Here is a 13,382-nt window from a genome sequence, read left to right as displayed (position 1 = left end):
CGCTCGCTGACGCGGCTGAAGATGATGACCGACGAGCTGCGCATGCGCGCCATCACCTCGCTCGAGATCGGCATGGCGGCACCCGAGCGCAGCGCCATCGCCGACAAGGGTGTCGGCGGACGGATCCTCCTGGTCGACGACCGGCCGTCGTCCTACGAGCGGCTGGCGCCGATCCTGGCCGCCGAGCACACCGTCGATGTCGAGATCAATCCGGCGGAAGCTCTGTTTCACGCCGCCGAAGGCAATTACGATCTCCTGATCGTTTCGCTGGGCCTGGAAAATTACGACGGGCTGCGGCTGTGCAGCCAGGCGCGCTCGCTGGAGCGCACCCGCCAGTTGCCGATCCTCGCCATCTCCGATGCCGACAACAATTCGCGGCTGCTGCGCGGGCTCGAAATCGGCGTCAACGACTATCTGCTGCGCCCGGTCGACAAGAACGAATTGCTGGCGCGGGCGCGCACCCAGATCCGCAAGCGGCGCTACACCGACCATCTGCGCGACAATGTGCAGAACTCGATCGAAATGGCGATTACCGACGCGCTGACCGGGCTGCACAACCGCCGCTATATGGAAAGCCATCTGTCGACACTCGGCGAGCAGGCCTCGAGCCGCGCCAAGCCGCTCTCGCTGATGATCCTCGATATCGACTACTTCAAGTCGATCAACGACACCTACGGCCACGACGCCGGCGACGACGTGCTGCGCGAATTCGCCGTGCGCATCCGCAAGTCGATCCGCGGCATCGATCTCGCTTGCCGGTACGGCGGCGAGGAATTCGTCATCGTGATGCCGGAAACCGACATCCAGGTCGCAGGGCTAATCGCCGAGCGCCTGCGCCGCTCGATCGCCGGCGAAACCTTTGCCGTCAACAAGGGCACCAAGCGCATCGACGTCACGATCTCGATCGGGCTGGCGACGCTGGACCGCAAGGACGAACCGGTCGCCGACGTGCTCAAGCGCGCCGACACCGCGCTCTACCGCGCCAAGAATGACGGCCGCAACCGGGTGGTTGCGGCGGCGGCGTAGGCGTAGGTCTTCGTATCAATTCACTCGCTGTCATCACCCGCCCAGTGCGCAATTGCGCACAAGGCGGGTGACGACAGTCGTTGTGGGGGGATACTCAGGCCGACGCGGGCAGTTCCTCGCGCTGCTTCACCGTCTCATAAGCCAGCCGCTTGAACTCGAACGAGAATGGGTGGGTGAACGACATCTGCCGCTGCGCCATCATGACGCCGGCCATGTTGCGCTTCGGCGAGATCCACCATTGGGTGCCGCCGACGCCGCCCCAATAGAGCTCGCCTGCAGCATCGGGATGATCGAACCGCGAGGGCTGCAGGATCAACCCGCCGGCGAGACCGAAGGCCTTGCCGGGCTGCTCTCCGAGCAGCGCAAAGCGGATCCACTGTCCTTCGGGCAATTGGTTGGACGCCATCTGCGCTGTTGTCTCCGGCTTGAGCAGGGTCGGGCCGCCAGGCAACAGGCTGCGGATCAGCGCCACCATGTCGTGCAGCGTCGATACCAGGCCGCCACCGCCACTGAGCCGCGCGATCGGGGTGAGATAGGCGCCGGGGAATGGCGAGTTGTCGGTCCGCGTCAGGCCCGGCTTCATCGGCTCCATCAGGTCGGCGCCGGCGTAATAGGCGACGAGGCGATCGCGATCCTTTCCCGGAACGACGAACCCGGTATCGGCCATGCCGAGCGGAGCGAAGATGCGCGCCTGGATGAACGTGTCAAAACTCTCGCCGCTGACGACCTCGACCAGCCGCGACAGAACGTCGGTGGCGAGCGAATATTCCCAGGACGTGCCGGGATGATAGATCAGCGGTATGTCCGCGAGCACGTCGACCATCTGCGCCAGGGTCGTCCCGGGATCGTGCGCGCCGCGATCGTTCAGCGCGGTGTAGATCAGCGATCCCGGATCGAAGAAGCCGTAGCTCAGCCCCGAACTGTGGCTCAGCAGATGACGGATGGTGATCGAGCGTGCGGCCGGTTCGGTGTTGTCCAGCGAGGTGGCGCCCGGCCGCAAGACTTTGCGATTTCCGAGCTGCGGAATGAATTTTTCGACGGGATCATCGAGCTTCAGCCGGCCTTGTTCTGACAGCAGCAGCACCGCGCAGGAGGTGACCAGCTTGGTGTTGGAAAAGACCCGGAAGATATGATCGGTGCGAAGCGGCACCTGCGCTTCCTTGTCGGCCCATCCGACGCAGTTCACGTCGGCAAGTTCGCGCCCGACCATGACCGCCCAGGAGACGCCCGACAGCAGATTATTGTCGACGTAACGCTGCATCGCCGCGCGGGCCGGCTTGAAGTCGTAACCCGTCGCGGTCACTCTCAGGTCTTCCATTTTCGCTCCCTAATTTGACGGTGTCGTCCCTGCGTTCGCAAGCACGACGTGTGGAGGTCGATTGCCTCAATCTAGCGGCGAGGGCCGGGGCTTCTTTGCCCCAGCTTTGCCTGCGGCGTCACCTCCGCCGACCTTCACGCCGGCATTCCTCAGCAGCACCGTGGCAGCTTCCTTCGCTGCGCGCGCCATGGCGGGATCGTTGCGGACGAGGTCCTGTGCAATCGAGCCGTCGACCAGCAGGGCGAGCTGCGTCGCCAGCGCTTCGGCATCCGCAACGCCGATTTGCACCAGCAAGTCGCGAAACCAGAGGCGGCGGCTTTCCTTGAACGCGACGGCGATCTTGCGAACCGATCGACCCTCGTCGCCGAGTTCTGCCACCGCATTGACGAACGGGCAGCCGCGAAAATCCCTGGCCGAAAAGCGCCGCTCCAGCGAATCGAAGGTGCCGAGAATCTGCTCCACCGGCGACTTGTCCGAGGGGCGCGGGGCGACGAAGCGCCGCGCCAGATAGGCCGTGATCAGCGCGTCCTTGGACGGAAAATGATTGTAGAGCGTGCGCTTGCTGATGCCGATTTCGGCCGCGATGGTGTCGACGCCTGCCGCGCGAATTCCCCGCAGATAGAACAGCCTGTCCGCGGTCTGCAGAATGCGGTCCTTCATGTCGGGTTTGGCGGGCAAGGTAGCCATGCGAATGCGCGGGTCACCGTTAGCTTGACAGCAGGGCCTCCTTATAGCCTAGTTACACAGGTCTGTGTACCTATTTCAGATATCGATTGCAGGACGCGGCGTTCGACTGGCGCCCCTCCGGGAGACTAAAAACAATGCCCCTGCTGCAGATCCTGCGTCCGACACTGCCGATCCTGATCGGCGCGTCGATCATGCTCACGCTCAGCATGGGCCTGCGGCAGAGTTTTGGCATCTTCATGCAGCCGCTGACGCACGACATCGGAATTTCGGTGTCGCAGTTCACATTGGCGCTGGCCGTGCAGAATCTCGCCTGGGGATTCCTGCAGCCGGTCGCCGGCGCCATGACGGTGCGCTACGGATTTCGCCCGATCATGATCGTGGGCTCGCTGCTGTACATCGTCGGCCTGGCATTGATGGCGACCGCGCACGGGATGATTCCGATCCTGATTGGCGCGGGCTTGCTGATCGGCGCCTCGCTGGCCTGTACGGCCAATGCGATCGCGATGTCGGTGTCGGCGCGCGCCGTGCCGGCCACCGTGCGCAGCACCGTGATGGGCATGGTCTCGGCGGCGGGATCGCTCGGCGCATTGCTGTCGGCGCCGATCGGCCAGATGTTGAACGAAGGCTTTGGCTGGCGCGTCGGCGTCGCCGGATTCGTGATCCTGTCGCTGTTCATGCTGCCGGCCGCCTGGTACGCCGGCCGCGCCGACAGGATTCCACTGCCGCCCAGGGACGCCGACGACATCGGCGACGCCTCGGCTGCAACGGCGGCAAAGGTCGCCTTCGGCAACGCATCCTTCGTGGTGATGACCTGCGCCTATTTCGTCTGCGGCATGCAGCTCGTGTTCCTGACCACGCATCTGCCGTCCTATCTCCTGATCTGCGGCCTCGATCCGATGCTGAGCGCGCAGACGCTCGGCATGATCGGCGGCTTCAACGTGCTGGGCAGCCTGTTCTTCGGCTGGGCCGGTCAGCGCTGGAACAAGCTGGCGCTGCTCGGCGCCATCTACATCTTCCGCTCGATCGCCCTTGCCTGGTACTTCATGCTGCCGGCGACGCCGGCGACCACGCTGTTGTTCGGCGCGATCATGGGCTTCCTGTGGATGGGCGTGGGGCCGCTGGTTGCGGGCGCCGTCGCCCAAATGTTCGGCCTGAAATGGCAGGCGATGATTCAGGGCCTCGCCTTCATGAGCCATCAGATCGGCTCGTTCCTCGGTGCTTACGGCGGCGGGCTGATCTACGACCAACTCGGCTCCTACACCATGGCGTGGCGGATCGGCGTCGCGCTGGGGCTCGCCGGCGGCATCATCCAGGTCGCCTTCGCGCTGATCCGGCCGAGCGGGCCGCCGCAACTGCGGGCGGCGTAATTCCTGAGACGCCGGAATCAAAAACGGGGCCCGAAAGGACCCCGTTCAAACCGCCGGCGATAAGCCTTGCGACTTACTTGATCTTGGCTTCCTTGAACTCGACGTGCTTGCGCGCGACCGGGTCATACTTCTTCTTGACCATTTTGTCGGTCATGGTGCGCGAATTCTTCTTGGCGACGTAATAGAAGCCGGTATCCGCCGTGGAGACGAGCTTGACCTTGATGGTGACCGCTTTGGCCATGTTCAGAACCTCAAATAGGGGATATCAGGCGCCGGCCAAACCGGCCTGCATTTGCCGCGCAACCTAGCCTCTGACAGCTCAAAGTCAAGGTTTTCGGGGCCAAAACCGGGTCGAATAGGGGTGATTAACCCTCGAAGAACCGGTTTTTCGGCCTCGGCAGCCCCAGATTCTCCCGCAACGTCCGGCCCTCATATTCCTTCCGGAATATCCCGCGCTTCTGCAGTTCCGGAATCACCTTGTCGACGAAATCGTCGAGCCCGGCGGGCAGGAACGGGAACATGATGTTGAAGCCGTCACTGCCGCGGCTCACCAGCCAGTCCTCCATCTGGTCGGCAATGGTCTTGGGCGTGCCGACAAAGGACAGCCCGCCATAGCCGCCGACGCGCTGGGCGAGCTGGCGCACGGTGAGCTTGTCGCGCGCGGCGGCATCGACCAGGCGCTGGCGGCCGCTCTTGCTGGCGTTGGTTTCCGGGATCGGCGGCAATTGTCCGTCCGGGTCGAAGCCGGAGGCATCGGTGCCGAGCTGCACCGAGAGCGAGGCGATGGCGCTGTCATAATGCACCCGGCTGTCGAGCAGCGCGCGCTTCTCTTTGGCTTCCTCGACGCTGTCGCCGACCACGACGAAGGCGCCGGGCAGGATCTTCAGGTGCTCGGGATCGCGGCCGATCTTCTCCATGCGGCCCTTGATGTCGGCATAGAGCTTCTGTCCGTCGGCGAGGCTGCCGCCGCCGGTGAACACGGCCTCCGCGGTCTCCGCCGCGAGCTGCCTGCCGTCCTCGGACGCGCCGGCCTGCACGATCAGCGGCCAGCCCTGCACCGGGCGGGCGATGTTGAGCGGCCCGCGCACCGAGAGATATTTGCCCTTGTGATTGAGCACGTGCATTTTTTCGGGATCGAAATAGAGCCCGCTCTCGACGTCGCGCACGAAGGCGTCGTCGGCAAAGGAATCCCACAGGCCGGTAACGACGTCATAGAATTCGCGCGCCCGCTTGTAGCGCTCGGCGTGCTCCATGTGGTCGTCGAGCCCGAAATTCAGCGCCGCGTCCGGATTCGAGGTGGTGACGATATTCCAGCCGGCGCGGCCGCCCGAGATGTGGTCGAGCGAGGCGAAACGGCGCGCGACATGGTAGGGCTCGTCGAACGTGGTCGATCCGGTCGCGATCAGGCCGATATGTTCGGTGGCGCCGGCCAGCGCCGACAGCAGCGTGAACGGTTCGAACGAGGTGACGGTGTGGCTGCGCTTCAGCGCATTCACCGGCATGTTCAGCACGGCCAGATGATCGGCCATGAAGAAGGCATCGAACTTGCCGGCCTCCAGCTTCTGGATCAGCCGCTTGATGTGCGGGAAGTTGAAGTTCGCGTCAGGCCAGGCGCCGGGGTAGCGCCATGCGCCGGTGTGGATCGAGACCGGCCGCATGAACGCGCCGAGCTTGAGTTGCCGCTGTGCCATTGCGCCGTTCCGTCCGCTGTTATTGTTGATGAAGAGATAGGGAGCCGTTGGGGGCGACGCCATCAGGTCGGCCTGAGAAGAATTTTACGAATAAAGCGACGTTCGGAGGACATTTCCACGTCACTCCTCGGGGTGGGCGCGGATCGAGAGCACATGACTTTTGCAGCAAGGCTATTCCTGCTCGGAGGGCATGCCGGTGGCGAAGGGCCGCAACGTTCATGTGACGAACGCCGGATTTAACGGGGATACCAATGCGGGAATGCTGGCCCGGCTCGATTCCGCGGTCCGCCAGGGGACGAAGATCGTGCTCCTTGATCGATATGGCGGCGGTTGGAACGGGAGGCGGCTGGGTAAGGGGGACCAGAACGCGGAGTTGGCCGCGATCCGAGGGGCGGCTTCGCAGCCGAGGCATCAGAATTATTCCGATGTGGTGGAATGCCGCCTTGCGTCAATATCTGCAGCCGGACGGCATTCACTTCACGGCGGAGGGGCACCGGCTGGTCGCAAGCAAAATGCTGCCTTCGGTTATGGGCGCCGTTCGCTGATCGGCGCGCTTACGCGCCCAGCACGTCCTTCTGCATCTTGCCACCGTAGAAATGGAAGAACGGCACCGGGTATCGTGGCGGGGCGGGCCGGATATTTGGAAGCGCACCTCACACCATTGGTGACTGTGGTTACGCGCCAAAAATAGCTCTGGCATCGCGCGCACCGTGCAACACGCGCGCGATCACCAACGCGTCGGGCTCGGCGAGGTAATAGATGACGTAGTCGCGATACGGTATCGCACGCAGGCCTTCCGCCAACTGTTCTCGCGCTGCTCTCATTTCAGGGAATTGCCGAAGTGGCTGAAATTTGGCAACAATCTCCCGCACAAATGTATCTGCTGCGGTCCGCAAATCTTCCGCGATGAAGGCCCAAATCTCAGCGAGATCGGCTGCGGCCGTGTCAGCTATGCGGAGCGGGAGTTGCGCGCGGCTAATCGCCGTTTTCCTTGTTCGATAATGCTGTCTGCGTCGAAATCGCGGACCCGGCCCGCCTTAACATCTGCAACGCCTTTTGCGATCTCACCTCTTAGCTCAGCCAACGCTTGCTTGCGGAACGACTGGTTGAGTGCCCAATCGCGCAATGCCTCGCGGATTACTTCGCTATGTGAAGCGTAGTCGCCGCTAGAGACCGCAGCCTTGATGCTGTCGGCCTGATCGTCGGTCAGTGTGATCGTCATGCGTTCCATAACTGCCATCCTAGCCTAACAAGAGCGGTATGACAATATCTTACTATCTCATACTCGGGCAAAAGGGGAGTGCGGCGAAAGTCGCGGCTTGGAGAAGTTGCCCGGAGCCGGGCGGCTATTGCCGCTGCAGTGATTTCACGTGTGAGGCCGTCTCGTTCTCGACCGCCAGAAAGATGGGTCGCGATTAAGGCCGCAAATTCCCACCAAAGCGCCTGCCGTGAAGGCTCCGACAAATTGCTCGCCCAGTCGGTTGAATCTGTTCGAATCCGAGGTCCAATCGTCGACCAATCTGTCGATGAAACGGAAGCCCTCGGTCTTTGCTTCTGCGCGAAGCGGGTCCACACTTGGATGAAGCGCCGATGGGCACAATGCGCAATATTGGCACCATTCACCTTACGCCCCCAGCACGTCTTTCTGCATCTTGCCGCCGTAGAAGTGGAAGAACGGTACCGGCGCATCGTGGTGCAGCGGGCCGGTGGCGAGACGGCGGTCGAGTTCGGCGAGCACGTTCTTGGTCATGGCATGCGCGTCCGCGAGCGGCTGCGAGCCGATCTCGACCCATACCAGTTCGACCAATTCGGCGTCGGCATGGATCACGCCTTCGACGCGGTGCGCGATGGCTGATGCGTCGGCCGTGAAGAAGCGCGTGTCGAAGCGGCGGACGCGGCCGGGCGGGGTGATTGCGCGCGCGATCAGGAACAGGCCGGACGGATCGGGCAGCAGGCCGGCTTCCGCGAACGGCGACCAGGCGCCGTCGAGCTTCACCGGCTTGTCGACTTTGCAGCCGAGGCAGAGTCCGGTTTCCTCGCAGGCCTCGCGGATGGCGGCAACGGCCAGCGCGCGCGCCCGCGATGGCGCGATCTTCGGGCTGCCCTTGAGCAGATTGGCCTCGAGCTCCGGCGAAATGGGAGCGGCGACGGGAACGCGGTTATCCGACTTGTCGACGCGGCCGCCCGGGAAGACATACTTGCCCGGCATGAACACCACCTTGTCGTGGCGCTTGCCCACCAGCACCTTCGGCTTTTCGCCGGAGCGGTCGATCAGGATCAGCGTGGCTGCGTCCCTGGGCCGGAAATAGGGATGGTGATCGGCTTCTTTTTCTTCTTTTACGTCGGTTGCAGCGTCGCTCATTCCATCCCCATCTTTGATGTTTTTGTTGCCTCCGGCTCAACTAGAGCATGATCCGGAAAAGTGTGCAGCGGTTTTCCGAAAAGATCATGCTCAAACAACAACCTAAAGCGCGATGATGATTCATCCCAATCTCATTGCGCTTTAGACCGGAGGAATGTCGCTCGGCGCGTTTTCGTCAAAGCCATGCATGCGGAGCGCCCATTGCAAACCGACCACGGCTCCCTTGACCGGCTGCAGCAAAGCCAGCGACGAGACGAAGGTCAACGGCAGATAGGTCGCCAGTTGCAGCCACACCGCCGGCGAATAATTCGTCTCGATCCAGAGCACCGCCGGTACCACGATGTGGCCGACGATGACGATGACAAGATAGGCCGGCAGATCGTCGGCGCGATGCGGGGTGAAATCGAGGCCGCATTTCGAGCAATTGCTGGCGGTCTTCAGAAAGGCGCGAAACAGCTTGCCTTCGCCGCAGCGCGGGCAGCGGCAGCGGAAACCGCGCCTCATCGCGGCCCAGACGTCGCGCTTTTCGATCTGCACGGCGTCCCGGGTCCAGACCGTCGTCGCAGCGTTCATCGTTTCCATGACTTGCCCTTCTTCGATTTGCCGGACTTGCCTTTGCCTGACCTGGCCTTGCCCGGCTTCTCCTTGCGCGCCTTGTGAACCTTCTCGCGCGGGCTGCGGCCCGGACGCGATTTCGAAGGCGCTTTCGTGCTTTCGCGTTTTCTGCCGCGCGGAATGACCTGACCTTCCGACAACAGCTCGAACCGCAACGCGCCGGCCACCGGTGCAGCTTCTACCAGACGCACGTCGACAACGTCACCCAGCCGGTGCATGGCACCGCTGCGTGAGCCGACGAGCGCATGGCGTGTCTCGTCATAATTGAAGTACTCGGTGCCGAGCGTCCGGATCGGGATCAGTCCGTCGGCGCCGGTATCCGATAACTTCACGAACAGGCCGGCGCGGGTGACACCTGAAATCCGCCCCTGGAACGTCGCGCCGATGCGGTCGGCGAGGAAATGCGCGATCAGCCGGTCCGCGGTCTCGCGTTCGGCCTTCATGGCGCGGCGTTCGGTCAGCGAAATCTGCGCGGCGACTTCGGCCAGGTCCTCCAGCGTCTCGCTCTCCGGCAACGCGCCTTCGCCAAGCCCAAGGCTGCGGATCAGCGCGCGATGCACGATCAGATCGGCGTATCGCCTGATCGGTGAAGTGAAATGAGCGTAGCGGCGCAGGTTAAGGCCGAAATGGCCGTAATTCTCCGCCGAATATTCCGCCTGCGCCTGCGAGCGCAGCACGACCTCGTTGACCAGCGGCTCGTAGTCCTCGCCGCGGACCTGGCCGAGCACGCGATTGAAAAGGGAAGGGCGCAACGCACCACTCTTCGCGAAAGACAGATCGAGCGTCTTCAGGAATTCCTGGAGATTGTAAACCTTCTCCTGCGTCGGCTCGTCGTGCACCCGATAGATAAGCGGGAGACCCTTCTTTTCAAGCATTTCGGCGGCCGCGACATTGGCGAGGATCATGAACTCCTCGATCAAGCGGTGCGCGTCGAGACGCTCGGGCACGATGACGCGATCGACGGTGCCGTCCGCCTTCAGCAAAATCTTTCGCTCGGGCAGATCGAGGTCGAGCGGATCGCGCTCGTCGCGCGCAAGCTTGACCAGCGCATATGCTGCGTAGAGCGGTTTCAGGATCGGCTCCAGCAGCGGGCCGGTGGTATCGTCGGGACGTCCGTCGATCGCGGCCTGCGCCTGCGCATAGGCAAGCCTGGCGGCCGAGCGCATCAGCACGCGATGAAAACCGTGCGAGCGCTTGCGGCCATCGGGGCCGATCACCAGCCGCACCGCGAGCGCGCCGCGCGGCTCGCCCGGCACCAGCGAACAGAGATTGTTGGAGATGCGTTCGGGCAGCATCGGCACGACGCGGTCGGGGAAATAAACCGAATTGCCGCGCATCAGGGCGTCACGGTCCAGCGCCGAGCCCGGGCGGACATAGAAGGCGACGTCGGCGATCGCGACATGGACGATGTAGCCGCCCTTGTTGTTCGGATCGAGATCAGCCTCCGCATGCACCGCGTCGTCATGGTCCTTGGCGTCGGGCGGATCGATGGTGACGAGCGGCAGCTCGCGCCAGTCCTCGCGTCCCTTCAGCGTGGCAGGTTCGGCCGCCTCCGCCTCACGCACCGCGGATGGCGAGAACGCCTGCGGGATATCATGGGCGTGGATCGCGATCAGGCTGATCGCCTTCTCGCTCGACAGCGAGCCGAGCCGCTCCTTCACCCTGCCGGCGGCAAGGCCAAAACCGCGCGAGCGAATGAGATCGACGGCGACGAGGTCGCCGTCCTCGGCGCCGCCGGTGTCTGGTGGTGCGATGTTCAGTTCGCGCCCGGCCTGCTTCTTGTCGACGGGAACGAGACGGCCGCCGCCGGCGGGCGTCTTGCGGAAGATGCCGAGCACGCGGGTGCGCGCGTGATCGAGCACCTTGATGACCCGGCCGCGATAGGGCGCGCCGTCGCCGTCATCGGCCTTTTCGATCCGCAGCAGCGCGCGGTCGCCGACGCCCGCGGCCGTGCCGGGTTTTGCCCGGCGCGGAACGTCGATGCGGATCTTCGGCGCGTCGCCACCTTCCTCGCTGTCCCATTCGGTGGGGACGGCGAGCAATTCGCCGTCGGTGTCGCGGCCGGTGATGTCGGCGATCACGGTCGGGGGCAGGGCGGCCGGCTCATGAATGCGGCGACCGCGCTTGGCGATGGTGCCCTCGTCGGCGAGTTCGCGCAGCATGCGCTTCAACTCGGCGCGGTCGGCATTCTTCAGGCCGAACTCGCGGGCGATTTCGCGGGTGCCGATCTTGCCTGGATGGGCACGGATATAGGCAACGATGGCGTCCCGGCTCGGAAAGCCATGCTCGTGTTGCTTCTTCACTTATCCCCGGGCCTTGCCCGCGCTCTTCTTGGCGGGCGTTTTGGACGATTTGGCGGGCTTGGCGGCCGATGTCTTGGCGGCGGATGCGACCGGCGCGCGCGCCTTGCTGACCGATTCAGGCTTCGGCTTTGCCGCGGCCTTCTTTGCCGCCGCCTTCTTGGCCGGCTTTGGCGCGTCGGGATCGGCGGCTTTCGCGGCCGTCTTGGCAGCCTTCTTCGGCGCGGCCTTCTTTGCAGCACGCTTGGTCTTGCCGCCGCCCTTGGCGGCGCGCTCGTCGATCAGCGCAATGGCTTCGGCCAGCGTGATCGTCTCCGGCGTCTTGTCGTTCGGGATCGTCGCGTTGACGCCGCCGGCGGTGACGTAGGCGCCGTAACGTCCGTTCTTCACCGCGACGCCGCCAAGGCTCGGATGCTCGCCGAGCGGCTTGCCGGGATCGGCGCCGAAGCGGCGGCCGCTCGGACCCTTGGCAACCTTCTCGGCGATCAGCGTCACCGCGCGGTTGAGGCCGATGTCGAACACTTCGTCGCCGGCTTCCAGGCTCGCATAGGTCTTCTCGTGACGCACGAACGGACCGAAGCGGCCGATGCCGGCCGTGATCGGCTCGCCGGTTTCCGGATGTTTTCCGATTTCGCGCGGCAGCGACAGCAGCTTGAGCGCCAGTTCGAGCTCCATGTCGCCGGGCGACATGTTCTTCGGAATGCCGGCGCGCCTGGGCTTCTCGCCCTCTTCATAGTCCTTCTGCTCGCCGAGCTGGATGTAGGGACCGAAACGTCCGGCCTTCACCGTCACGTCGAGATCGGTCGCGGGATCCTTGCCGAGCACGCGGTCGGCGCTGGCCTCACTGTCGGCGGCCAGCGGACGGGTGTAGCGGCATTCCGGATAATTCGAGCAGCCGACGAAGGCGCCGAACTTGCCGGCCTTCAGGTTGAGCTTGCCGGTGCCGCAGGTCGGGCACTGCCTGATATCGCCGCCATCGGCGCGCGGCGGATAGATGTGCGGCCCCAGCATGTCGTCGAGCGCATCCAGCACCTCGGCAACACGCAGATCCTTGATGTCGTTGACGGCGCCGATAAAACCCTTCCAGAACTCCTGCAACACCTGCTGCCAGGAAATCTCGTTGTTGGAGATGCGGTCGAGCTGCTCCTCCAGCGCCGCGGTGAAGTCGTATTCCACATAGCGCGCGAAGAAGTTTTCGAGGAAGGCGACCACGACGCGGCCCTTGTCCTCGCCATGCAGGCGCTTCTTCTCCAGCTTGACGTAACCGCGGTCCTTCAGCACCTGCAGGATCGAGGCGTAGGTCGAGGGCCGGCCGATGCCGAGTTCTTCCATCCGCTTGACCAGCGACGCCTCGGAGAAGCGCGGCGGCGGCTCGGTGAAATGCTGGGTGACGGCAAGATCCTGCCGCTTCAGCGGTTCGCCCCGGCTCATGGCGGGGAGGCGGCGGGAATCCTCGTCCTCCTCGTCGTCGCGGCCTTCCTGGTACAGCGCGAGGAAGCCGTCGAACTTGATGACCTGGCCCGAGGCGCGCAGCTCCAGCGTGCGAGAGCCGGCCCTGGCTTCGATATCGACGGTGGTGCGTTCGAGTTCGGCCGATTCCATCTGGCTCGCGATGGTGCGGATCCAGATCAGTTCATAGAGCCTGGCCTGATCGGGATCGAGGCGGCGGCGCATCTCGGCCGGGCGGCGCGACAGGTCGGTCGGACGGATCGCTTCGTGGGCTTCCTGCGCGTTCTTGGCCTTGGCCTGGTACTGGCGTGGCGCTTCAGGCACATAGGCCTTGCCGTAATCATCGCCGATCACCTTGCGCGCCTGGGTGATCGCGGAGGGATCGATCTGCACGCCGTCGGTTCGCATATAGGTGATGAGACCGGTGGTCTCGCCGCCGATGTCGATGCCCTCATAGAGCCGCTGCGCGATCCGCATGGTGTGCGCCGGCGCAAAGCCGAGCTTGCGGCTGGCTTCCTGCTGCAGCGTCGAGGTGGTGAAGGGCGCCTGCGGATTGCGCCGCGCGGG

At 64.1% G+C, this 13,382-nt stretch carries 12 protein-coding genes and 1 pseudogene; 2 read left to right on the top strand and 11 right to left on the bottom strand.

What is annotated here, in order from left to right:
• Positions 1 to 1,026, top strand: a 1,026-nt coding sequence (locus tag V7E26_RS25350) for a PleD family two-component system response regulator (RefSeq protein WP_324421644.1), incomplete at its 5' end; no start/stop codon positions are given.
• A 94-nt stretch (positions 1,027 to 1,120) separates the two neighbouring features.
• On the opposite strand, the gene V7E26_RS25345 is transcribed toward V7E26_RS25350, so the two are convergent.
• On the bottom strand, positions 1,121 to 2,344 hold the full coding sequence (locus tag V7E26_RS25345; RefSeq protein WP_324421643.1) for a serine hydrolase domain-containing protein: 1,224 nt from the start codon (positions 2,342 to 2,344) through the stop codon (positions 1,121 to 1,123).
• A 66-nt stretch (positions 2,345 to 2,410) separates the two neighbouring features.
• Complete coding sequence (locus V7E26_RS25340) at positions 2,411 to 3,031, bottom strand: TetR/AcrR family transcriptional regulator (protein WP_442893477.1); 621 nt, start codon at positions 3,029 to 3,031, stop codon at positions 2,411 to 2,413.
• Positions 3,032 to 3,165: 134 nt separating this feature from the next.
• Here V7E26_RS25340 and V7E26_RS25335 point away from each other — a divergent pair, with 134 nt between their 5' ends.
• A complete protein-coding gene (locus V7E26_RS25335) occupies positions 3,166 to 4,398 on the top strand; it encodes an MFS transporter (protein ID WP_324421642.1) in 1,233 nt (410 codons plus the stop codon).
• A gap of 73 nt (positions 4,399 to 4,471) precedes the next feature.
• Here the strand turns inward: V7E26_RS25335 and rpmG are convergent, their stop codons facing one another.
• From rpmG to topA, 9 genes and pseudogenes are all read right to left on the bottom strand, one after another.
• Complete coding sequence (gene rpmG / locus V7E26_RS25330) at positions 4,472 to 4,639, bottom strand: 50S ribosomal protein L33 (protein WP_233022097.1); 168 nt, start codon at positions 4,637 to 4,639, stop codon at positions 4,472 to 4,474.
• Positions 4,640 to 4,763: 124 nt separating this feature from the next.
• Positions 4,764 to 6,089 carry an LLM class flavin-dependent oxidoreductase gene (locus tag V7E26_RS25325; protein WP_324421641.1) on the bottom strand — a complete coding sequence of 442 codons (1,326 nt, stop codon included), beginning with the start codon at positions 6,087 to 6,089 and terminating at the stop codon, positions 4,764 to 4,766.
• 554 nt (positions 6,090 to 6,643) lie between these two features.
• A pseudogene (locus V7E26_RS30075) lies at positions 6,644 to 6,726 on the bottom strand (NUDIX hydrolase); the annotation flags it as partial.
• A gap of 37 nt (positions 6,727 to 6,763) precedes the next feature.
• A complete protein-coding gene (locus tag V7E26_RS25320) occupies positions 6,764 to 6,985 on the bottom strand; it encodes a type II toxin-antitoxin system RelE/ParE family toxin (protein ID WP_324421640.1) in 222 nt (73 codons plus the stop codon).
• 53 nt (positions 6,986 to 7,038) lie between these two features.
• Positions 7,039 to 7,320: a ribbon-helix-helix domain-containing protein gene (locus tag V7E26_RS25315; protein WP_324421639.1), complete on the bottom strand. Its 282-nt coding sequence runs from the start codon at positions 7,318 to 7,320 to the stop codon at positions 7,039 to 7,041.
• Between the two features lie 393 nt (positions 7,321 to 7,713).
• On the bottom strand, positions 7,714 to 8,451 hold the full coding sequence (locus tag V7E26_RS25310) for an NUDIX hydrolase (RefSeq protein ID WP_324421638.1): 738 nt from the start codon (positions 8,449 to 8,451) through the stop codon (positions 7,714 to 7,716).
• A gap of 141 nt (positions 8,452 to 8,592) precedes the next feature.
• Positions 8,593 to 9,033 (bottom strand): DUF983 domain-containing protein, encoded by a 441-nt coding sequence (locus V7E26_RS25305; RefSeq protein ID WP_324421636.1) that lies wholly within the window; start codon positions 9,031 to 9,033, stop codon positions 8,593 to 8,595.
• Entirely contained in the window at positions 9,021 to 11,369 is a 2,349-nt protein-coding gene (gene rnr / locus V7E26_RS25300; protein WP_324421634.1) for a ribonuclease R, read from the bottom strand. Before rnr ends, V7E26_RS25305 begins: the two co-directional genes overlap by 13 nt.
• Positions 11,370 to 13,382: type I DNA topoisomerase (gene topA / locus V7E26_RS25295; protein ID WP_324421632.1), on the bottom strand; the 2,013-nt coding region annotated here is incomplete at its 5' end.

The sequence above is a fragment of the Bradyrhizobium sp. genome, assembly GCF_036735945.1.
GTDB lineage: Bacteria > Pseudomonadota > Alphaproteobacteria > Rhizobiales > Xanthobacteraceae > Bradyrhizobium.
This window is presented reverse-complemented; position numbering and strand designations above follow the sequence as displayed.

What these genes read in the sequence shown, in the direction of transcription:
- V7E26_RS25345 (WP_324421643.1), bottom strand. Translation starts at nt 2,344, where the DNA reads ATGGAAGACCTGAGAGTGACCGCGACGGGTTACGACTTCAAGCCGGCC.
- V7E26_RS25340 (WP_442893477.1), bottom strand. Translation starts at nt 3,031, where the DNA reads ATGGCTACCTTGCCCGCCAAACCCGACATGAAGGACCGCATTCTGCAG.
- V7E26_RS25325 (WP_324421641.1), bottom strand. Translation starts at nt 6,089, where the DNA reads ATGGCACAGCGGCAACTCAAGCTCGGCGCGTTCATGCGGCCGGTCTCG.
- V7E26_RS25335 (WP_324421642.1), top strand. Translation starts at nt 3,166, where the DNA reads ATGCCCCTGCTGCAGATCCTGCGTCCGACACTGCCGATCCTGATCGGC.
- V7E26_RS25305 (WP_324421636.1), bottom strand. Translation starts at nt 9,033, where the DNA reads ATGGAAACGATGAACGCTGCGACGACGGTCTGGACCCGGGACGCCGTG.
- V7E26_RS25310 (WP_324421638.1), bottom strand. Translation starts at nt 8,451, where the DNA reads ATGAGCGACGCTGCAACCGACGTAAAAGAAGAAAAAGAAGCCGATCAC.
- rpmG (WP_233022097.1), bottom strand. Translation starts at nt 4,639, where the DNA reads ATGGCCAAAGCGGTCACCATCAAGGTCAAGCTCGTCTCCACGGCGGAT.
- V7E26_RS25315 (WP_324421639.1), bottom strand. Translation starts at nt 7,320, where the DNA reads ATGGAACGCATGACGATCACACTGACCGACGATCAGGCCGACAGCATC.